This window comes from Pseudovibrio sp. Alg231-02 (genome assembly GCF_900143565.1).
Lineage (GTDB): Bacteria > Pseudomonadota > Alphaproteobacteria > Rhizobiales > Stappiaceae > Pseudovibrio.
The window spans coordinates 327193-348710 of record NZ_FREX01000001.1; the positions used below are offsets into that span (position 1 = coordinate 327193).

General features: G+C 51.1%; 16 protein-coding genes. 7 read left to right on the forward strand and 9 right to left on the reverse strand.

From position 1 onward, the window contains the following. Nucleotides 1-325: 325 nt before the first annotated feature. A complete protein-coding gene (locus tag DHN43_RS01235) occupies nucleotides 326-1816 on the reverse strand; it encodes a leucyl aminopeptidase (protein ID WP_108817474.1) in 1491 nt (496 codons plus the stop codon). A gap of 284 nt (nucleotides 1817-2100) precedes the next feature. Between DHN43_RS01235 and lptF the strand changes: the two genes are divergently transcribed. The 7 genes from lptF (at nucleotide 2101) to DHN43_RS01270 (ending at nucleotide 12695) form a co-directional block, all read left to right on the forward strand. Further along, nucleotides 2101-3294, forward strand: coding sequence for an LPS export ABC transporter permease LptF (gene lptF / locus DHN43_RS01240; protein ID WP_208986645.1), 1194 nt, complete (start codon nucleotides 2101-2103; stop codon nucleotides 3292-3294). Beyond that, on the forward strand, nucleotides 3294-4385 hold the full coding sequence (gene lptG / locus DHN43_RS01245) for an LPS export ABC transporter permease LptG (RefSeq protein WP_108817475.1): 1092 nt from the start codon (nucleotides 3294-3296) through the stop codon (nucleotides 4383-4385). Before lptF ends, lptG begins: the two co-directional genes overlap by 1 nt. Continuing rightward, nucleotides 4385-6787, forward strand: a complete 2403-nt coding sequence (locus tag DHN43_RS01250; protein WP_108817476.1) for an LPS-assembly protein LptD — start codon at nucleotides 4385-4387, stop codon at nucleotides 6785-6787. Before lptG ends, DHN43_RS01250 begins: the two co-directional genes overlap by 1 nt. A gap of 208 nt (nucleotides 6788-6995) precedes the next feature. Continuing rightward, on the forward strand, nucleotides 6996-7937 hold the full coding sequence (locus DHN43_RS01255) for a SurA N-terminal domain-containing protein (protein WP_108817477.1): 942 nt from the start codon (nucleotides 6996-6998) through the stop codon (nucleotides 7935-7937). Nucleotides 7938-7971: 34 nt separating this feature from the next. Next, nucleotides 7972-8988 carry a 4-hydroxythreonine-4-phosphate dehydrogenase PdxA gene (gene pdxA, locus DHN43_RS01260; RefSeq protein WP_057465379.1) on the forward strand — a complete coding sequence of 339 codons (1017 nt, stop codon included), beginning with the start codon at nucleotides 7972-7974 and terminating at the stop codon, nucleotides 8986-8988. After that, a complete protein-coding gene (gene rsmA, locus DHN43_RS01265; protein WP_108817478.1) occupies nucleotides 8988-9827 on the forward strand; it encodes a 16S rRNA (adenine(1518)-N(6)/adenine(1519)-N(6))-dimethyltransferase RsmA in 840 nt (279 codons plus the stop codon). The genes pdxA and rsmA overlap by 1 nt, the downstream gene beginning before the upstream one ends. Nucleotides 9828-10301: 474 nt before the next feature. Continuing rightward, nucleotides 10302-12695, forward strand: coding sequence for a S8 family peptidase (locus tag DHN43_RS01270; protein ID WP_108817479.1), 2394 nt, complete (start codon nucleotides 10302-10304; stop codon nucleotides 12693-12695). A 105-nt stretch (nucleotides 12696-12800) separates the two neighbouring features. Here DHN43_RS01270 and DHN43_RS01275 read toward each other — a convergent pair whose 3' ends face one another. The 8 genes from DHN43_RS01275 to fabD all read right to left on the reverse strand — a co-directional run bounded on the left by DHN43_RS01275 (nucleotide 12801) and on the right by fabD (nucleotide 21415). Next, nucleotides 12801-14180, reverse strand: coding sequence for a multicopper oxidase family protein (locus DHN43_RS01275; RefSeq protein ID WP_108817480.1), 1380 nt, complete (start codon nucleotides 14178-14180; stop codon nucleotides 12801-12803). A gap of 210 nt (nucleotides 14181-14390) precedes the next feature. Next, nucleotides 14391-15083 carry a guanylate kinase gene (gene gmk / locus DHN43_RS01280; protein ID WP_063296518.1) on the reverse strand — a complete coding sequence of 231 codons (693 nt, stop codon included), beginning with the start codon at nucleotides 15081-15083 and terminating at the stop codon, nucleotides 14391-14393. A gap of 92 nt (nucleotides 15084-15175) precedes the next feature. Then, nucleotides 15176-16066: a YicC/YloC family endoribonuclease gene (locus DHN43_RS01285; protein WP_108817481.1), complete on the reverse strand. Its 891-nt coding sequence runs from the start codon at nucleotides 16064-16066 to the stop codon at nucleotides 15176-15178. 244 nt (nucleotides 16067-16310) lie between these two features. Then, nucleotides 16311-17486 (reverse strand): endolytic transglycosylase MltG, encoded by a 1176-nt coding sequence (gene mltG / locus DHN43_RS01290; RefSeq protein WP_108817482.1) that lies wholly within the window; start codon nucleotides 17484-17486, stop codon nucleotides 16311-16313. A 192-nt stretch (nucleotides 17487-17678) separates the two neighbouring features. Beyond that, entirely contained in the window at nucleotides 17679-18944 is a 1266-nt protein-coding gene (fabF, locus tag DHN43_RS01295) for a beta-ketoacyl-ACP synthase II (protein WP_057460955.1), read from the reverse strand. Nucleotides 18945-19097: 153 nt separating this feature from the next. Beyond that, the gene (locus DHN43_RS01300) at nucleotides 19098-19334 is read right to left on the reverse strand and encodes an acyl carrier protein (protein WP_008551920.1); all 237 of its coding nucleotides are present in this window, start codon (nucleotides 19332-19334) and stop codon (nucleotides 19098-19100) included. A 274-nt stretch (nucleotides 19335-19608) separates the two neighbouring features. Continuing rightward, nucleotides 19609-20346 (reverse strand): 3-oxoacyl-[acyl-carrier-protein] reductase, encoded by a 738-nt coding sequence (gene fabG / locus DHN43_RS01305; protein WP_108817483.1) that lies wholly within the window; start codon nucleotides 20344-20346, stop codon nucleotides 19609-19611. Nucleotides 20347-20461: 115 nt separating this feature from the next. After that, on the reverse strand, nucleotides 20462-21415 hold the full coding sequence (gene fabD, locus DHN43_RS01310; protein WP_063291850.1) for an ACP S-malonyltransferase: 954 nt from the start codon (nucleotides 21413-21415) through the stop codon (nucleotides 20462-20464). Between the last annotated feature and the right edge of the window lie 103 nt (nucleotides 21416-21518).

Here is a 21518-nt window from a genome sequence, read left to right on the forward strand (position 1 = left end):
CGGTCTTGTTGGCGTAACAGCTGCAGTGGGTGCAATGCTTCCAGAAGCCTCCAGCTCCTGTATTCATTATCAGACCTGCTGATTGACTGGAAAACCAACTTACTCTTTCAAATATAAAATTTTCTTTGAATATAGCGCTTAGCGCGTTTAACTCTTTTAAGATCAAGAATGCCCCTCTTCAGTTTGAAGTGGGGTTCTTTTTTTGCCGTCATCGAGAAGTCTCTGTAGTCTCAGTGATGAGCAGCAAAAAAGGCCAGCCACAGCTTCTGTGACCGGCCTTTGTTCGTTTAATTTAGCACATGCATTTTATTGCCTGATGCAAGGCTTAGCCTTCGTAATGATCTTTGATCATGCGGTTCAGTGCGCGCACGCCGAAACCGGATGCCCAGCCCTGAGAGATTGCGTTTTTCTTGGAGCCCATTGCAGTGCCGGCCACATCGATGTGTGCCCACTTGGCCTCATTTGTGTGACGCTGCAGATAAACAGCTGCAGTGCTTGCACCACCCCAACGGCTACCGCCGGTGTTCCGCATATCGGCATTTGGGGTGTCGACCATCTTGTCGTACTCATCCCCCAGAGGCAAACGCCACATTTTTTCTGCAGTGGTTTCACCAGCTTCGCAGATCTGCGCTGCCAGCTCATCATCAGCAGAGAAGACACCTGCGCGATGGCCGCCCAGAGCAACCAGACAAGCGCCTGTCAGGGTTGCAAGGTCTACCATGAACTTCGGCTCAAAACGGCTTTGTGTGTACCAAAGCGCATCACCCAGCACCAAGCGGCCTTCCGCATCGGTGTTGAGGATCTCAACGGTCTGACCAGACATGGTTTTGACGATGTCGCCCGGACGGATCGCGTTACCATCCGGCATGTTTTCCACCAGACCCAGCACACAGATTGCATTGACTGCAGCTTTACGGCCAGCAAGAGCTTTCATGAGGCCGATGACAGCTGCTGCGCCGCCCATATCGCCCTTCATGTCTTCCATGCCAGCGCCCGGCTTCAGGGAGATACCACCGGTATCAAACACAACGCCTTTACCAACGAATGCGATTGGAGCATCGCCTTCCTTGCCGCCATTCCATTTCATGATTGCCAAACGGGAAGGACGAACTGATCCCTGACCAACGGCCAGCAGTGCATTCATGCCCAGTTCCTGCATCTCTGCTTCGTCAAGGATTTCAACTTCCACGCCGAACTCAGAGAGCTGCTGAGCTTTTGCAGCGAACTCAACCGGGCCAAGCGTGTTGGCAGGCTCATCAACAAGAGTACGTGCGAGAAGTGTGCCTTCTGCCACAGCCTCAGCTTCTGCCCAAAGTGGCTCAACGGCTGCTGCATCCTGCACCTTCAGCGTGATTTCGCAGGCTTTGTCGCCGTCTGCTTCTTTCTTAACAGTGCGGTAGGTGTCAAACTTGTAACCACGCAGCAAAGCACCTTGCGCAAAGTCTGCGGCTTGCTGAGCTGTTGCGATAGCTGGGAAGGTCACTTCTGCACCTCCCGCTTTGAGCGCAAGCAATTTGCCAGCAACTTCACCGCCCAGATTAACCCAGTCCTGCTCTTTCAGATCGTCGACTTTGCCAAGGCCTGCAACGATCAAACGGTCTGCATCCATACCTTCTGGCGCGAGCAAGTGCATGATACCGGATTTCTTACCTGTGAAATCAGCCGTTTTAGCAGCGCGCTCAACAGTTTTTCCAGCAGAGCCCATCACACCCTCAGCTTCTGCTGCAAAGCTGAGTTCTTCACCTGCAAAGACGACCTGAACGGGTGCTGTTGCATCAGAATACTGCGCGATCTTAATGGATGTGAATTGCGTCATTATGTCGTTTCTTTCCTCGGAATGACCTGCGATAGGCAATTTCTAGCAGAATATGCTAGCAATCACAGGCGGACGCGTGGTCCAGCTACTCTTAAAATTCATGGCAGAACATGGCTCGATAATGGTCCCGTTTCAAGGCTATGTGAAGAAACTTGCGAGTTTATTCATTAAAAGATCCGATGATCCGGCTTTCTGCCGTATTCCGTGTTATTGAGTGGACTTGAATCATTTTGCGGCTTGGCCTCCCCCATAACGAACAAGAAAAGGTTCTGTTGCACGGCACAATGAAAACTATTGAACGCTACATCGTCAAACGCAGCTTTACCGCCTTTATTGTGACACTGGCCGCCATGACTGGCGTCGTCTGGTCCACCCAAGCGCTGCGCCAGCTGGATCTTGTCACCTCAAAAGGCCAGACCCTTTTGCAGTTTGGCTACATCACTGCACTGGCTCTGCCTTTCCTCATCCTGATCGTTGCGCCCTTCGCAATGATGCTGGCGTTTATAATCGTGCTCAACAGCATGTCCCGCGACAGTGAGCTTATTGTCATCAACGCTTCGGGCGCTTCCAAGTCGCTTGTTCTCCGGCCAATCATGGTGTTTTCACTCGCAATCACAGCCCTGATGTATTTCCTGTCCATGTATCTGTCCCCGACAGGCTTGGCGGAATTGCGCAGTGAGTTGACGCGCGTACGTGTTGATCTGGTCGCCAACATCATCAAGCCTGGACGTTTCATTCCGATTGAAGAGAATCTTACCTTCCATATCCGCAACAGAAGCGGTGATGGGATCCTTGAAGGTCTCTTGCTGGATGATGCCCGCGATCCGGAAACCTCATTCACCTATACGGCTGAAACGGGACGGATTATCGAGGCTGCGGACAAAACACTGCTTGTCATGCTTGATGGAACGATCCAGCGCCGCCCGAAAGGTGGGCAGGATATGTCCATCGTCAGCTTTGAGAGTTATGGCTTCGATTTGTCCTCGATGATTCCCGAGGCTCGCGAGCCAACATTCAAGGCAAGTGAGCGTCCAACCTTCGAATTGCTGAGCGCAAGCCCTGATGATTCTTACGCCGCAAAGCATTGGGACAAGCTAGTTGTGGAATTCCACGACCGTTTAAGTGTCCCTCTTTACCCCATTGCCTTTGGTCTGATCATCTATGCTTTCCTGGGTTCTCCCAAGACCACTCGTCAGGACCAAGGCCTTGCAATAACAACAACAATCGCAGTTGCGACCCTGCTGAGAACAGCAGGTTTTGGCGCAACGCTCATCGTGAGTTCGGCTCCTGATATGTTCCCATTGCTCTACGCAATCCCAATAATCGCAATTGCGCTTGCTGCGTGGTCCATTAGCCTGAACAGAAGACCTTGGTTTGTTCAGCGTCTGGTCGATGGAACACAAAGCCTCTTTAATGGCATTGGTCGTGTGTTCTCCAAATTGGTAGGCCGCAAGAACCAAGGGACAGCAGGACTGTAATGACCGGAAGAACGCTTAGTCTTTACATATCCAAACGGTTTTTGAAGTCGATTCTGGCCCTCTTTCTGTTTGCTGCCGTTTTGATCTTGCTGTTTGACGTGCTTGAGCTTGTTCGCCGTGGTGGCGATCGTGAAGGGTTTTCTCTTCTGCGCATTGCTGCGATTTCTGCCTTGCGCGTTCCACTTCTGCTTGAACAGGTTATTCCGTTTGCCGTCCTTTTTGGCTCTATCTGGGCGTTTGTTACGCTTTCCAGAAGCCTTGAGCTTGTGGTCGCACGTGCGGCTGGTATTTCGGTCTGGCAGTTTACTGCCCCTGCTCTTCTGACTGGCCTGTTCATCGGCGTTGCTGCTGTGATTGGTTATAATCCCGGTGCTGTATATCTGCAGCAAAAATCAGATGAGGTGGCAGAGGGCTTGTTCAGTGTGGAACAAACCTATTTGCTAGAAGGATCTGGAGAGGTTTGGCTCAGGCAGAACGGCACCGATGGTGAATCAGTTCTTCATGCACGCCACACCAGCGGGCAAGGTGCGTCACTCAATGGTGTCACGATCTTCTCTTTTGACCGCCAAGGCCAGTTTTCAGAGAGAATCGAAGCACGGCGAGCCGTCCTAGCTGAGGGCATGTGGCGGCTAACTGATGCGGTTGTCTATGCTGTGGACACTGATCCACAGCATTATGGGAACTACTCTGTCAGTACTTTTTTGACCCCGACGGAGGTCAAGGAGAGCATAGGTTCGCCGGAATCTATTAGTTTTTGGAGTCTTCCACGCTTTATTGAGTTATCCCAAAGGGCTGGACTACCCGCGTATAGGTATTCTTTACAATATCAGACTCTTCTAGCCAAACCCCTGTTACTTGTGGCAATGATTGTCATTGCTGCTGCTGTTTCGCTGCGTGTATCGCGTTTTGGGGGGATTGGCCGCTTGATCGTTTGGGGCATTGTTGCTGGTTTCGTGCTTTATGCCGTTTCCGAAGTCTCGAAGGATCTGGGTGGTGCTGGAATCGTTCCCACAACGGTTGCAGCATGGGCACCTGGCGTATTTGGGGTTCTTATGGGTTTTACAATTCTGTTAAATCAGGAGGATGGTTGATGGGTTCGGCCTTGATCCTGAAACAGAAAATCAAGCGAGTTGGTGCTGGCTGCGTATCGCCAGAATACCTTCGCACTGTCTCTGCAGTTGCTCTGCTGTGCGGCGCTGGCCTTGCGGTCCTCAGCGCGCCTGCAGTTGCGCAGATCGACCTTTCGCAGTCTGCTCAGCAGGCTGTGGACACATCTCAACCAATGTTGCTTGAAGCGAAAGAGCTTCGCTATGATTTTGACAATGACGTCATTATCGCGACGGGTAGTGTTGAGATCTATTTTGACAACTACACATTGCTCGCAGATCGTGTGACTTACAATCGTAAGGACGGGAAGTTTTCTGCGCACGGCAATGTGGAAATGACAGAGCCTGATGGCAATCTCATTCTTGCAGACAATCTGACTTTGAGTGATGATTTCTCTGAGGGCTTCGTCAATGCTTTGCAGATTGACACTCCTCAGTTTACGCATTTCGTTGCCGAGAGCGCTGAGCGCTCTAATGACAACGTCACCACACTGAGGAATGGCACTTACTCTGTCTATAAGAAGGCTCCCAAGCCTCCGTTATGGCGGATCAAATCAACAACGATCATCCACAATCAGCAAAAGCAACGCATCTATTTTGAGGGTGCATCCATTGAGCTGTTCGGGAATACGATTGCCAAGATTCCTTACTTCTCAATCGCAGATCCATCAGTCGGCCGTAAATCTGGTTTCCTGCTTCCGCGCTTTGTCACCAAGAATCGCCTCGGTTTTGGTGCCGCGATTCCATATTACTGGTCCCTTTCGCCAACATACGATCTAACCGTGACACTCACGCCGCTCACGCAGCAGGGTGTACTGGGCCAGCTGGATTGGCGGCAACAGTTTGATACTGGTTCCTACAATGTTTCACTTGGCGGGATCTCTCAGGCAGACCCAAGTGCCTTTAATGGCTCCAGCGGCGATGTACGTGGTCGCTTTATTGTCAATACGGACGGAAGCTTCGATCTGAGTCAACGCTGGCAAACCGGCTGGGACATTACTTATGCAACGGACCGGGCATTCCGCCAAGATTACGGCTTTGCTCGTTTTGGTAGCGCTCAAGAAGTATCTCGCATTTACTTGCAAGGCGAAACAAAACGCAATCTCTTTGATGCAAATGCATATGCCTTCCAGATTTCACAGGAAGACAACCCGAGCCCAACCCAGCCGATGAATCCAATTGGGCCGTTTTCTCAAGTCAATGCAGACCTTCAAGAGAAGCAACCTTTCGTTCATCCTGTTATAGACAACGCGATTTATTTCGAAAAATCTGTTGTTGGTGGGCAACTGAATTACGATGGCAACCTAACAAGTCTAACACGTGAGACGACTGATGCGTTCTCAGTGAATGGCCAGAATCGTTTTCGTGGTGTGGAAGGAACGTTTACTCGTCTAAGCGCAAACTTGACTTGGCAGCGCACACTTATCGATCCGATTGGTCAGGTGTTCACACCGTTTGCCTATGCAAAGACCAACCTGTATTTTCTCGCAAGTGCAGATAATAATGTGACAGCTCTTTCAGATGAGTCCGTTGTCTTCCGAGGTATGCCTGCGATTGGTTTGGAATACCGTTATCCATTCCTTGCAACATTTAACGGTGGCAATCAGGTTATCGAGCCCGTCGCACAGATCATTGTTCGTCCGAACGAGGCAGCAATTGGAGAACTTCCAAACGAAGACGCACAGTCTATCGTGTTTGACGCTTCCACGCTGTTTGAATGGGATAAGTTTTCAGGATTCGACCGTAACGAGGGCGGCACCCGTGCAAACTTAGGTTTGCAGTATAAGCTGCAGTTTGACAAAGGCTCGTTTATCAGCGGTTTGTTTGGTCGCTCCTTCCAGCTTGCCGGCCAGAACTCCTATTCAGTTCCAGGCATTCTCGATTCAACAGGCGACTCTGGCTTGCAGACTGCAGGGTCTGATTATGTGACGAGCCTCTATTTTGACACCAATACTGGCTTTCGCGTCGGTGGTAATGCACGCTTTAGCGAACATGACTTTGGCGTAGAACGTGCAGAAGTCAGCGCGAGTGGTCGTTATGGTCCAGCTTCGACAGTTCTGTCCTATGCCTATTTGGCAGAGCGTCCAGACGCTGGGATTGATGAACAGCGCTCTGAGCTTGTTGGTGCCTTAAATCTGAACTTGCAGGAAAACTGGCGTGTCTTCGGTTCACTGCGTTATGACATGATCAACGAGAACATTGTTCAGGACACTGTTGGTCTTGGTTATGACGACGAAGGCTTCTCCGCTTCACTCTCCTATGGTGAAGACAGAAGCCGAAACAATGGTGAGCCCGTAGAGCGGATCTTCTTCTTCCGATTCGGTCTCAGAACTATTGGTGATACGAGCCTTTCGACCTCAACTTCTGACTCATCCCCAAATGATTGAGTAAGTAGATAAGCTTAAACCTCTGGCTGTGCACAGAAAATAGCCAGAGGCATGACAGAATGTCGCCTACATTTGTTATTATTAGTTTGAATAAATTTTTCCGGGCTGCACCCTTCTAATTTGAGTCAAGCTGTGCCAAATATGCACCAGTGCTATCTAGGGAGCGTCCATTGAGGGCAATCGCCTTTGGGACGGAGAGCTTAACAAAATGAAACTTACTCGCTTCTGTGCTTCGCTTGTTGTCGCTGCCAGCATGCTGGCGCCACTTGGTCCGATGCTTACTTCTGCGGAAGCCGCAAGTAAAATCGTTGCTGTCGTCAATGGCCGTCCGATTACCAGTTATGAACTGCAACAGCGGTCAAAGCTTATCACGCTCACCACACGGGCACCGTCCAGCGTTGCCAAAAGAAAAGCTAAGGATGAGCTGATTGATGAAGCGCTGAAGCTTGAAGAGGCAAAGCGAGTCGGAGTTTCAATCGCTGACAAGAAAGTTGATGATGCTTTTGCAACAATCGCACAGCGCGTTAAACTCTCGCCTTCTCAATTCAAGCAAGCGCTTTCTCAAAGCGGCGTTAATCCTCGCACGCTGAAAAATCGCCTACGTGCTGAAATTTCCTGGTCTGAAGTTGTCATGCAGCGATTTCGCGCGACCGTTCGGATTAATGAGTCAGACGTGATTGCTGCTCTTCAGGGCAAAGAAAACAAAGACGAGAGCGGTGCAACCAGTGTTGAATACGATCTGCAGCGCATCATTTTTGTCGTCCCTAAGAAGTCCAGTAAGTCCTTCAAAAACAAACGCGTCACTGAAATGAAGAAGCTTCGAGCCCGCTTCACATCTTGTGAAGAAGGAACGCGCATTGCATCCGGTTTGAATGAAGTCATCGTGCGTCCAATCGGCAAACGCCTTGAAACTGATCTGCCTGCGCCTTTTGTGAAAAAGCTGAATGAGATCTCTATCGGCCGCGTCACAGCGCCTACCCCTGTAGACTCCGGATTTGAGATGATTGCTCTTTGTGGTAAAGAGACAATCAACAGTGATGCGACTGCGCGAAGCACTATCGAGGGCGAGTTGCGGAATAAAAAAGGGCAACAGCTTTCTCGCCGTTACCTTCGTGACCTGCGCTCCAATGCTGTAATCGAGCAGCGCTGATCGCCTGATCAGCAGCAGGAGAAGTTTTTTTATTATGCGCAGAGTGAAATTGGCGCTCGCCCTGACAATGGGCGAGCCTGCAGGTATTGGACCTGATATTACGCTTAAAACGTGGAAAGTTCGCTTTGAACAAGCTGTTCAGCCGTTCTACGTCCTATGCGATCCAGAGCTTCTCAAAGCCCGCGCAAAGCATCTCGGATTGAAAATTCCAATCAAAGTGGTGGAACCAGAAGCCGCCTGTGACTGTTTTGATGAGGCACTTCCGGTGGTTCCTCTCTCTGGCCCAGTTCAGGTTAGTCCCGGAGCCCCTTCTGGCACGAATGCTGCTCTTGTCATCGAATCCATCGAGACTGCGGTACGACATGTGAAGGATGGCAGGGCTTCAGCTGTTGTCACCAACCCGATCTCCAAGAAAATCCTTTATGACGCTGGTTTTCATCATCCGGGTCACACTGAGTTTCTTGGCGATCTGGCGAAAACCTACTGGGACAAGGACGTGGAACCAATCATGTTGCTGGCTGGCCCTGAGCTGATGGCCGTTCCGCTTACGGTCCATGTTCCAATTGTGGACGTACCAAAGCTGGTGACGAAGGATCTCATCGTTGATCGCTGCCGGGCCATCAACAAAGACATGATCGAACGGTTTGGTATTGCCTCACCGCGCATCGCGATTGCAGGCCTCAACCCTCACGCAGGTGAAGGTGGCTCTATGGGTACGGAAGAGATCGAAACGATTTCTCCAGCTATTGCTCAACTGCGCAGTGAAGGCATAGATGCTCGCGGTCCTTTGCCCGCTGACACCATGTTCCACAGTGAAGCGCTGGATACCTATGATGTGGCTGTGGCCATGTATCATGATCAGGCGCTCATTCCTGTCAAAACTCTGGCCTTTGATGAAGCTGTGAATGTGACACTCGGCCTCCCCTATGTGCGCACATCACCTGATCACGGAACCGCATTTTCCATTGCGGGAACGAATAAGGCCTCTCCAAACAGCTTGATGGCTTCCCTGCGCCTTGCAGCAGCCCTCGCACAACCTGAGCTCGTTTAATGGCACAAATTGATGATCTGCCACCTCTGCGTGAGGTGATTGCAGAGCATGGGCTCGATGCCCGCAAATCACTTGGTCAGAATTTTCTTCTGGACCTCAACCTTACCTCGCGCATTGCCCGCAGTGCCGGGGATCTGAGCAACTGTACCGTTGTTGAAGTTGGTCCAGGCCCCGGCGGTTTGACACGCGCCTTGCTTGCAGCTGGTGCCAAGAAGGTGGTTGCTATTGAGAAAGACACGCGATGCTTGCCTGTGCTTTCTCAGATTTCAGAGCACTACAATGGCAAGCTGGAAGTGATTGAGGGTGATGCCCTCAAGTACAATCCTGCTGAGCTTGCTGACGGCCCGATCAAGATTATCGCTAACCTGCCTTACAATGTGGGTACGCAACTCCTGCTTGGGTGGCTGACAACAGAGGAATGGCCTCCGTTTTGGGACTCTCTAACATTGATGTTCCAGAAAGAAGTCGGACAGCGCATTGTTGCTGAAACAGGCAATAAAGCCTATGGCCGCCTCGGCGTTTTGGCAAACTGGCGGTGTCATACGGATATACTTTTTGATCTGAACCCAAAGGCTTTCACCCCTCCACCAAAGGTGACGTCCGCTGTTGTGCAACTACACCCGCGCGAGAAGCCTCTGGAGTGCCCTTTGAAAGCGTTAGAGCGAGTAACCGCTCATGCCTTTGGTCAGCGCCGTAAAATGCTCAGAGCAAGCTTAAAAGGCCTTAAGACAGATGCAGAGGCTCGTATCGAAGCTGCCGGCCTCAAGCCAACTGCCCGCGCAGAAGAGATCGATGTGACCGGCTTCATTGCCCTGGCACATGCTTTTGACAAGGAATAGGTTGTTTTCAATTTCAGGCTCTCAGCTGTACAAGGCACACTGAAGATTAAGAGAGCCTTTTCGACTTTTGCAGCATTAACTTGCCGGTTCGAGAACTCCGGCGGCTGACATTAATGTCGCCGAATAGTTCCCCATGCCATCAGCTAGCTGTCACTAACCTTTCAAAACACGATTGGGCGATGCATGAGGAAGCGATACTGAGTGTATCAAAGCAACACACTGCAGCAGAGTTCTTTGAAAAAGGAGCTCTGCAATCACGGTCTTCCTGAACGGTTCAAAAAGAATTTTTCTACGTTAGGCAAACAAGTTCGAACTGATCTTTGCAGAACACAGATGGTACAAAACACAAATCTGAAAACAAATTTTAAAACTGCACATTAAGCAAGCTTACCTCAACCCACTAATTGACAGTTTCACTATACAGCCAGACCTTCTTTGTTGAGCGCAACTGACGTTAATCAAGTTGAGGTTCTGATGAGAACAACCGTATACTGGGCTGGTGTGTCGATCACACTCTTGAGCTTATCTGGGTGCAATGGCGGTGGTGGGAGTTCCGATGCCACAGACACAGCCAATAGAAACGCACCACTCATCAAGACTCAAACGTGTACCAATAATGCCGGTACACCCGATGCTTTTTCATCTTCTTGCACGACCTCATTTAACACAGCAACAGTGGATCTCATTTCCAAAACTGATGAGTTTGCCACACAGAAGATCAACGTTAGCTCAGCCTGGACTGGAACAGGGTACTCGATAAAAAGCAATGCGTTCTCAGACATCAACCTTCAATTTGCGCGTTCAGTTGGGCTGACCGGTGCTGGGGAAACAATTGCTATTCTCGACACCGGGTTCTTGCTGTCTCACAAAGATCTCAGAGATAAAAATGTTACGGTCTACGGAAAGAACGAAGTGCACGACCATGGAACCTTCGTTGCAACAATCGCAGCTGGAGATGAAAATGGAAGCGGTGTGATGGGAGTTGCATCTGGCGCTGACCTTCACTTAAGCACATTAGAGGGTGGTTCACCGTCCAGTTCAGGCACTGAACACCTTGCAGCGACAACTACAGATGCTTTCAACAACGGGGCTATTGTCCAAAATAATTCATGGGGTTATCATTTTGCGAATGGCGCGACCATCACGCTTTCCTATTACAACTCGATAGCTAATCAGAATCCAGGCTTATCCCCGGAAGCCGTTCTTGCTAATTATTCCGGCCAAAGCATTCAATCCTGGAAGAACTACAGATCTGCCCTTAATCAGTTTACCAGCAGTGGTGTTGTGGTATTTGCACAGTCTAATGATGAGAATGACACCAGCTCATCTTTCATTGCAGCTCTGCCCGAAATTTTCTCTGAACTGAAGGGCTCTTGGGCGGTGGCAGTCAATGGTCTTCCTGAATACGATTCTGATGGCAACATCTCTAAGGTACATCGGGTATCTGCAAGTTGCCTTGAAACCGCACAATATTGCCTGACAACAAATGGAACCGTTCGCGGCGGAACTTCATCGTCGGACAGCGCCTATGGAGTGGCAACAGGGACCTCTTTTGCTGCTCCTCAAGTATCTGGATCAATTACCCTTCTTGCGGAGGCGTTTCCATCTTTACCAGCTAAAGACTTGCTCAACAGGCTCTTTGCATCAGCCAACAACAGCTTCATGACAACAACTGGAACTATCGACTTCGGAAACGGCGTAACCCACGCTTACAATGAAGAGTTCGGTCATGGTTTTCTTGACTTAAAAGCGGCGTTGATGCCGATTGGAAATGTAGGTGCACCGCTTTCCGATAATGCTTATGATGGCATTGTTCCTCTATCAGAAGTTAGTGTCACAGCCGGTACAGCTCATGGAGACGCCATAGCAAATGCGCTTCAGGGTAAAGCCATGGCTATCTACGATTCCCTTGGCGCAAACTTTGCCATTGATGCAAGTGCGCTTGTGGGATCTCAGTCACAAAACGTCGGTGCACAGCTTGCCACTTTCCGATCAGATACCAAAGTCAAATCCTCTGGAGTGTTGTCTTATTCCTTCATGAACAATGAGCTATCCCAGGATTCTGGCGGACTTCAGTTTGTTTCAGGCACCATCTCAGATGTTGGTGAGGAACTCGGCTTCATAAGATCTGGTAGCGGACTATTTTCTGGCGATTCTTCAATTATTGCAGACGGCCCTGAAACCATGGCTTTTGCAACCGTGAGCAAATCCAATGGACACGGTATTGGTACGCTAGCATTTATCGAACGCACGAATGATGGTATCGCTTCAGTAGGATTTGGACTTTCTACGGCAAGAGCGATAACGCCTGATCTGACAAGCGTCTTTGGCTTCACCGTGAATAGCGAAACAGGTACAGCGCTCGGTCTCACTGCGGAAAGCCAGGATGATGAGAGCTTATCTGCTGCAAGTTCTGCCTTCTCTTTTGCTGGTGAGTGGACATATCGGCAAGGCCTTTCATTCTTTGCAAATGCTGAGCTTGGTATGACCGTTTCCAGTGGCGCCGGGTACATCGAATCTCTTGATCCAGCTCTCCATAGTGCCTTTAGCGCTGGGGTGAAGGTTGAAGGATTGTTCTCGAAGACCGATACAGTCACATTTTTACTGCGGCAACCTTTGCGCATTGAACAAGGTACCGGAACCATTCGTGTCCCGTCCGGACGTTTGCTGGATGGAACGATTTCCTACGCAGACCACGAGATAGAGCTTACGCCTAGCGCACGACAGGTGGATTTTGGTTTCCGTTATGACATTGATCTTATGCAAGAGACCTCATTGGGTCTGGGAGCAGTACTCTCCGTGAACGAAGGCCATACAACAGGTAACCTTGGGGCGTCTGGTATCATGGCTTTTAAGCATCGTTTCTAAGTTTAATCCTGCAAAATCACGCTAGCGTTTCTTACTGTATGCGCAAAAGAAAGCCCTGAGAGTTTATCCGGTCTCAGGGCTTTTGGTTTCTTCGCAGAAGTGATTTTACTCCACGCGCATGAAGGCGGTCATGCCGCTTTCCTGGTGTTCTATGATGTGGCAGTGCATGAGCCAGTCGCCTTCGTAGTCCGGGCGCACGGCGACTTGAACGCGTTCGTCTGGCAGCACGAGCGCGGTGTCGGTCCACCATGGGGCGAGCTGGCGTTTGTTGCTCTTGAGGAGCTGGAAGGTCATGCCGTGGATATGGATCGGGTGCGTGTGCGGGGTTCGATTGATGAACTCGAACACATAAGACTTGTCGCGCTTTAGAATTTGCACCGGATCTAATGGGCCGCGCTCTGCGCCTTGCCATGCCTCTTTGTTGACCGCCCAGAATGAAAACCCCAGACTTCCGCAGATTGGATTGGCTGGTCGTTTTTCTGCTGTGGCCGAGAACTCCAGCGGGATGTACTCCGCGTTTTTCAGATCAGGCTGCGGGATCGGATTGGCTGGCAACGGTTTGATCTCACGCAGGTCGCGGTTCAAGGATTGCCCGATCGCTCTCAGTGACAGCACCGGCCATGGAGAGGACGAGGAGAAGTTGGTCAGCTCAATTTGCTCCCCTTCACCATCTGGAATACGCATTGCGATGTCCGCACGCTGCCCCGGCCCCAACGCCAGCTTGTTGACTGCAAATGGTTCGACCGGATTACCATCTATGGCGATGACCTTTGCATCCGTGCCTTGTGGGAAGGACAGTTTGTAAATGCGAGTTACATCAGTAACGCACAGGCGCAGGCGGACGAGTGAGCCCGCTTTTACATCCATAACTGGCGCGGATTGCCAGTTGGACGTGCGGAGTGTTCCAAATGTCCCTGCTCGCGCGGATTTGCGTGGCTGGAACAGTTTGACGAACTGACCATCACTGCCAAGGCGAAAGTCGCGTAGGTTCACTGGGATGTCGTGATCGAACCCCGGATCTTCATCCTCTTCCACGATCATCAAACCAGTCATGCCATAAGACAACTGTTCCAGCGAGTTGCAGTGCGGGTGATACCAGAATGTACCTGCATCGTGTGGTGTGAAGCGATAATCGAAATGATCGTCGGTGTACACGTAGTGCTGGGTCAGGAATGCCACGCCGTCCATATCATTGGGCAGGCGCATGCCATGCCAATGGATCGTCGTTGGCTCATGCAGTTTGTTGATGAGGCGACTGTGGAACGGCTGCCCCTGCTTTACGCGCAGGGTTGGTGGCATTGCATCCCCAAAGGTGAACATGTTTTTCGTTGCAGGTGCACCGCTCATCAATTGATGATCGATGTTGCGTGCAATCATGTCATGTCGTTTTGGAACTGCCCAAAGGCTGGAGGCGCCAGCCAAGCCGCCAGCAACAGCAGCCCCGCCAAACAAAGCGCCTTTCAGCGCCTGACGTCGTGTGATCATCGCTCTTTGTCCTCAAGTTCAGCCCGTCTCTGTACTTGGCTGGTCAATGGCTATTCACTCACGACGGCTGCTGTTTTGCAGGGCACCTGCTCTTGCAGATAACGCCCTGCTTGTATCTGGCTCATAATTTGATTCAAGTAGCTAATAGTTTGAGTCACAAAACCACGTCAACATTCTGAATTTACAAGATTTTGCATTGTTCTTGTCTGATTATTCAGCAATGGTGGACTTCAGGTCGGCAATCATACCTTCCATCTTCCCGGAGAGTTTTGGCAGGCGAACCCGTTTCAGACGTTCACTTGCGATGATTGACTGCACTGTTGCTACGGCTTTATCCAGATCATCATTTACAATGATATAGTCAAACTCCTGCCAACCAGAGACTTCGTCAATCGCTGTCTTCATGCGGCGTTTGATGGCTGCATCATCGTCATCTCCACGGCCCGTCAGGCGGGCGTGCATTTCTGCGATTGATGGTGGCAAAACGAAGATGGCAACAACGTCTTCTCCGGCTTGTTCCTGCAATTGGCGCACACCTGCGATATCAATATCAAACAGGATGTCCTTACCTGCGTTCAGGCTGGCATCAACCGGTTCACGCGGAGTGCCGTAATAGTTGTCGTGGACCTTGGCCCATTCCAGAAGTTCGTTGGCTTTGATTTTGCGTTCGAACTCATCCGTTTCGAGAAAGTAGTAATGAACGCCGTGCTCTTCGGCTGCGCGGCGTTGACGGGTCGTTGCTGACACAGAGAGCGCCAGTTTGTCGTCATCAGCCAGCAGTTTGTTTGCGATCGTTCCCTTCCCAGCTCCGGAGGGCGCAGCTAACACCAGCATAAAGCCGCGGCGCGCCTCTTCGATGTCCTGAGCTGATACGGTTGTCCCATCTGATTTTTTAGAGGTCATAGTGGTTCTGTCTTCTTTTGCTTATCTGCACTTCAAACTTTTGTCTTCATGTTCTGCTGCGAAAACCGATCCCTGACTTTCGCAGCACCGCTTCACTCAATGTTTTGAGTTTGTTCGCGAAGCTGGTCGATCACTGTTTTCAGCTCCAGCCCGATTGCTGTCAGCTCTACGCTGTTGGACTTTGAACAGAGCGTGTTTGCTTCGCGGTTAAATTCCTGTGCCAGGAAATCGAGGCGACGTCCGATGGCCCCACCTTTGACGAGCAAGTCACCGACAGCTTCCACGTGCGCGTAAAGTCGGTCCAGTTCTTCACGGATGTCTGCTTTGGTGGCAAGAACAGCTGCTTCCTGATGCAAGCGCTGAGGATCAAGCTGGCTGCTCGCCTGAAGCAGCTCGTTGACCTGAGCTTCAAGACGGGCGCGAATGGCCTCTGGGCTGCGGGAGGGCAGTTCCTCAGCTTGCCGGGCCAATGCCTCAATGGTATCGACCTGGCCCTTCAGCAAAGTGGCAATGGCGTTGCCTTCGCTTCTGCGCATTTCGACAAGCTCGTTCAGTGCTTCATCAAAGGATGACAGAAGAGCCGCAATCTGAGCGTTCTTTTCATCTTCGCTCTCTTCAGCTTCTTCAAACTCCAAAACGCCCTTATAGCCCAGAATGCCGTCGAGTGTTGGCTCTGGCGCATCAGGCAGACGGTCCCGCAAAATGGAGATGGCTTTGAGTACTTGCTCAAGAGCGTCTTCATTTACAACCAGCGCCGTGTCAGACTGCGAACGTTGCATCTGCAGGCCTACAGAGACGTTGCCGCGTTTCAGCTTCGCAGCAAGGCGCTTGCGCACTTCCGCTTCTACTCCGTCCAGCCCCTGAGGCAGACGCAAGCGGGCATCCATGCCTTTGCCATTGACGGAACGGAGTTCCCACACCCAGCGTGTCTCTTCATAGCTGCTTTCCACGCGCGCAAAGCCGGTCATGCTCGCCAGTGCCATCCCTTGAAACTCCTCATCTAAACACCGTCTGTTCGTTGGCGTTCTCATTCAATATTTGCTGGCCCTGAGCTTACCCGTGAAATCGGTCCATGCCCATGAGGTATGTCGTTGCCCCGGCCTTTGCGCCTAACCTAATCTGAAAACCAGTATGCATCTTTCACGTAGATGCTTGCTTTCAGCAAAAAACCTGCCCGGTGTTTCAACTGGGCAGGTTTTTCTCATTTTGTCCTGCAAGGTTTGCAGATCAGTTCTTTTTCTTTTCCGCAGCCTGTCTGGCACGGATCTCTTTTTCAACCTTACGCCAGTTGGCTACATTACGCTGATGCTGTTTATAGCTTTCAGCGAAGGCATGGCCACCCGTTCCGTCGGCTACAAAGTAGAGATCTTTTGTGCGAGCAGGGTTTGCGACCGCTTCCAGAGCTGCAGCACTCGGGTTGCCGATTGGCCCTGGAGGCAGTGCTTTGATCTGGTAGGTGTTGTAAGGGTTCTTTTCTTTGAGCATGGAGCGCGTGATCGCAGAGCGATCTTTTGTCCAGGCATCGCCACCAAACAAGCCGTAAAGGATCGTTGGATCAGACTGCAACGGCATGCCCTTGCGCAGGCGATTAACGAAGACAGAGGCAACGCGCGGATGCTCATCCACCTTGGACGTTTCCTTCTCTACGATAGAGGCAAGGATCACGAGTTGTTCTGGTGTGTCGATTGGCAAGCCCTGAGAGCGCTTTTCCCAGATGCGGGCGATGTGATCATTCATCGCCTTTTCCATCTGCTCGATAATGCGCGCCTTCGTGGTTCCGCGGGTGAATGTATAAGTTTCTGGCAGCAGTGAGCCTTCTGCTGGGATTGCAGAGATTTCACCAGTCAGGATCTTGTTTGCATTCAGGCGGTTGATGATCTGAGCGCTGCTCCAGCCTTCCGGGAAGGTTACGGAGTGGTACACAGCACGGCCACCGACAAGATCTTCCATGACAGTCTTCATGGAGATGCCCAGTGGGAACTCGTACTCACCTGCTTTGATTTTATTCTCATTTTTGAACAGGCGGGTGCCAGCTTCAAATACGAGTGAATTGGTAATGACGCCTTCGTCTTCCAGCTTCGCAGCAATCTGCGGCAGGCTCATGCCACTCGCGACAATGAAGATTTTCTCTTCTGTCAGCGGGCCGGTGGCATCAAACTCGCCCTTCCCCCAATAAAGCGCAGCGCCGGCAACGATAATACCGAGTACAGCCATGGAAAGCAGAAAGTTGATGGTTATGACGACTGGATTGCGTGCATGACGGGAACGCGGCGGAGGTGGTGGTGCAGCTTCTGGCTGAATAGCGCGGCTGGGACTCCGCGGTGCAGATTGCCCACCCGGCTGAATATGAAGATCGGACTGATCTTGAGGCCCATTTGAGTTGTCTTCAGGCGATTGAGCCATTGTAACCCTCTATACGGGAGCACTTACAGCACTCCATTACTAGCGTATCCTTAGCGAAAACCGATGCCCACTTTTCGCAGATACGCTTTAAATACTCATTACAGAGCCTAACCCATTCGGGAGCCGCAATATAAAAGGCCAGATTCCGCCATGCGGAGTCTGGCCCTTTTATTTCTTGATCAAGAAAGCGAGTTATGACTCGACTTTTTTGAGAACCAGAGACGCGTTTGTGCCGCCAAAGCCAAATGAGTTAGACAGAGCATAATTAATCTCCATCTTCTTGGCTTTATTAGGGACCAAGTCAATCTCAGTTTCAACTGATGGATTTTCAAGGTTGATCGTTGGTGGAGCAATCTGATCACGGATCGCCAAAGCGGTGAAGATTGCCTCTACTGCACCAGCGGCACCCAACAGGTGGCCGGTTGCAGATTTGGTGGATGACATGGTCAAAGACCCGGCATCATCACCAGCCAAACGCTCAACTGCACCCAGCTCAATCTCGTCACCCAGAGGGGTTGAGGTGCCGTGTGCGTTGACGTAATCAACATCACCGAGAGAAATGCCAGCGCGTTTCAGCGCAGCTTTCATACAACGGTACCCGCCGTCGCCATCGGATGCCGGTGCCGTGATGTGGTATGCATCACCGGACAGACCGTAACCAACAACTTCAGCGTAGATTTTTGCACCACGCGCAACAGCGTGCTCGTATTCTTCGAGAACAACAACGCCAGAACCGTCGCCCATGACAAAGCCATCGCGGTCTTTATCGTAGGGACGAGAACCTTTTTCAGGCTCATCGTTGTAGCCAGTAGACAGTGCTTTACAGGCGTTAAACCCGGCAATGCCCAAACGGCAGATTGTGCTCTCAGTGCCACCAGCAACCATAACGTCTGCATCATCCAATGCGATCAGACGGGCAGCATCGCCAATAGCGTGCGCACCAGTGGAACAAGCTGTAACCACTGAGTGGTTCGGGCCTTTGAGTTTGTGCTTGATGGACACATAACCGCTTGCAAGATTGATCAAGCGGCCAGGAATAAAGAACGGGCTAACACGACGCGGGCCCTTCTCTTCCATCATAATAGCTGTTTCAGCGATACCCTGAAGACCGCCAATTCCAGACCCAATCAGGGTACCGGAACGGTTCTGCTCTTCTTCGGTTTCTGGATTCCATCCCGAATCTGCAATTGCCTGGTCGGCAGCTGCGACAGCATAAATGATGAAGTCATCTACTTTACGCTGTTCTTTTGGGAGCATGAAATCGTCTGGATTGAAGGTTCCATCGGTTCCATCGCCAAGTGGTACCTGACAGGCGATTTTGGTTTGAAGGTCTTCAATTTCGAAGCCCTCGATGCGCCGTGCACCGCTCTTACCTTCAAGAATTCGCTGCCAAGAGATTTCTGCACTGCTGCCCAGTGGGCTAACCATGCCAATGCCTGTGATAACGACTCGACGCATATTTCCTGCACTTTAATTAGATTGGCGCTGCCAGCCCTTTGTGTCGTACCGGAAGACATAAGTGTCATTCTCTGCGACAGGCATGCAGCTGAAAAGGAAACAGGCGCGGCGAGCGCAAATGACCCACCGCGTGCCTAGCTTTTTGAAACAGGATTAGCCCTGTTTGGATTCGATGAACTTTACAGCATCGCCAACGGACTGAATGGTTTCAGCAGCATCGTCCGGGATTTCAACGCCAAATGCTTCTTCGAAAGCCATTACCAGTTCAACGGTGTCCAGGCTGTCTGCACCAAGATCGTCGATGAAGCTTGCAGATTCAACGACCTTGTCAGCCTCTACGCCGAGGTGTTCGACAACGATCTTCTTTACCTGCTCTGCAACATTGCTCATTTTAAGTCCTCAATTGGTTTTCAAGGTAGTGTTTCGGTCCGCTTCGCGGGGCCTTGTTTCACTCGGCTCCCGTGTTGCATACTCTGGTTCTTTTGAAAAGACGCAACGGCCCATATGTTAAGCCGCTTCCAAAGAAAACCGCAGCTTTTCCGTTCCTCTTTCCAAGAGGTCACTTCTAATCGGCGGGTTCCTAGCACAATTAGCACTGGTTTACCAGCCGCCAGTAGTGATTGCTCCATTTGTAAGAGGATCGGACCGGCTGCGTATTTCTTCGTTAAATCATCGCCATACCGCCATTCACGTGCAGTGTCTGACCGGTAACGTACGCTGCTTCATCACTTGCGAGATAAACAGCTGCACCTGCGATTTCTTCAGCAGTGCCCAAACGACCAGCTGGAACGTTGCCCAGGATCGATTCGCGCTGCTTTTCGTTCAGCTCGTCGGTCATCGCGGTTGAGATGAAACCTGGAGCAATTGTGTTTACGGTGATCTTGCGAGACGCCACTTCCTGCGCCAAAGACTTGGACATGCCGATCATGCCAGCTTTTGCAGCAGAGTAGTTCACCTGACCTGCGTTGCCGGTAACACCAACAACAGAGGTAATTCCGATAATGCGGCCCCGACGACGCTTCATCATGCCTTTGATTGCAGCACGGCAGATGCGGAATGTTGCAGACAGGTTTACTTCAAGAACCTGATCCCATTCTTCGTCCTTCATGCGCATGAAGATGTTGTCACGGGTGATACCAGCGTTGTTCACTAGGATATCGAGAGTGCCCATCATTTCTTCAGCCGCTGGTACAAGCGCATCAACACTGTCACGATCAGACAGGTTTGCTGCTTTAATGTGAACGCGGTCACCCAGATCAGATGCCAGCGCTTCCAGCTTCGCTTCGCGGGTACCGGACAAGGTTACAGTTGCACCTTGCGCGTGAAGAGCGCGTGCAATCGCTTCACCGATACCACCGGTCGCGCCGGTTACGAGAGCGCCTTTACCTTCTAAATTGAACATGCCGTTGGTCTCCTCGGCTTAAAATCCGTTTGAAGAAAGCTCATAGGGAGGAACCATAGGTTCCGTCTATACGCAGTGCAAAATGCGGTGCCTTTGAGCCTTCAAAATCTGTGTATTAGCTTTCGACGCCTTCAAGACGTGCAACAAGTGCATCAATATCTTCTGCTGTGTTGATCGCAACACCTTCCAGAGATTTGACGATACGGCGCACCATGCCACTGAGAACCTTACCAGTGCCGATTTCAACGAGCGTGGTCACTCCGTTGTCAGCCATCCAGGTTACAGATTCGCGCCAGCGTACAGTTCCAGTCACTTGCTCTACGAGACGAGTGCGGATTTCTTCCGGATCAGTGATTGGTGCAGCAAGAACGTTTGCAACAAGTGGAACAACCGGTGCTTTAATTTCAACTTCAGCCAATGCCTTTGCCATTGCGTCTGCAGCAGGTTGCATCAAGGAGCAATGGAACGGTGCGGAGACCGGAAGCAGAACAGCGCGGCGAGCGCCTTTGCCTTTTGCGATTTCACAAGCACGCTCTACGGCTGCCTTATGGCCAGACACAACAACCTGACCGGTTGCGTTGTCATTGGCTGCCTGACAGACTTCGCCCTGAGCGGCCTCCTGTGCAACTTCCATCGCCTGATCGAAATCCAGCCCCAGGAGAGCTGCCATTGCGCCCTCACCTACTGGCACTGCTTTTTGCATTGCGTCACCGCGAATGCGCAGCAGACGTGCTGCATCGGCAATGCTCAAAGAGCCCGCTGCAGCCAGTGCAGAATACTCACCAAGAGAATGGCCGGCAACAAAACTTGCAGCTTTGGAGAGGTCAACGCCTTTAGCCTCAAGCACACGCATAGTGGCGAGACTTACAGCCATCAGAGCTGGCTGAGTGTTTGCAGTGAGGGTCAGCTCGTCTGCCGGACCTTCCCACATGATCTTGGTCAGAGACTGACCGAGAGCTGCATCAACTTCCTCAAATACAGCGCGCGCTTCCGGGAACGTGTCGGCAAGTTCTTTACCCATTCCAACCGTCTGGCTGCCCTGTCCGGGAAATGTAAATGCAATAGTCATTTATAAATAGCTCCGTCGCACTCTATATTGCGTCAATGTGGGCCAATCGCCTCAAATGTGGGTGGTCCACTTTGTATTCCAAGATGGGGCGGCTATAAATTCA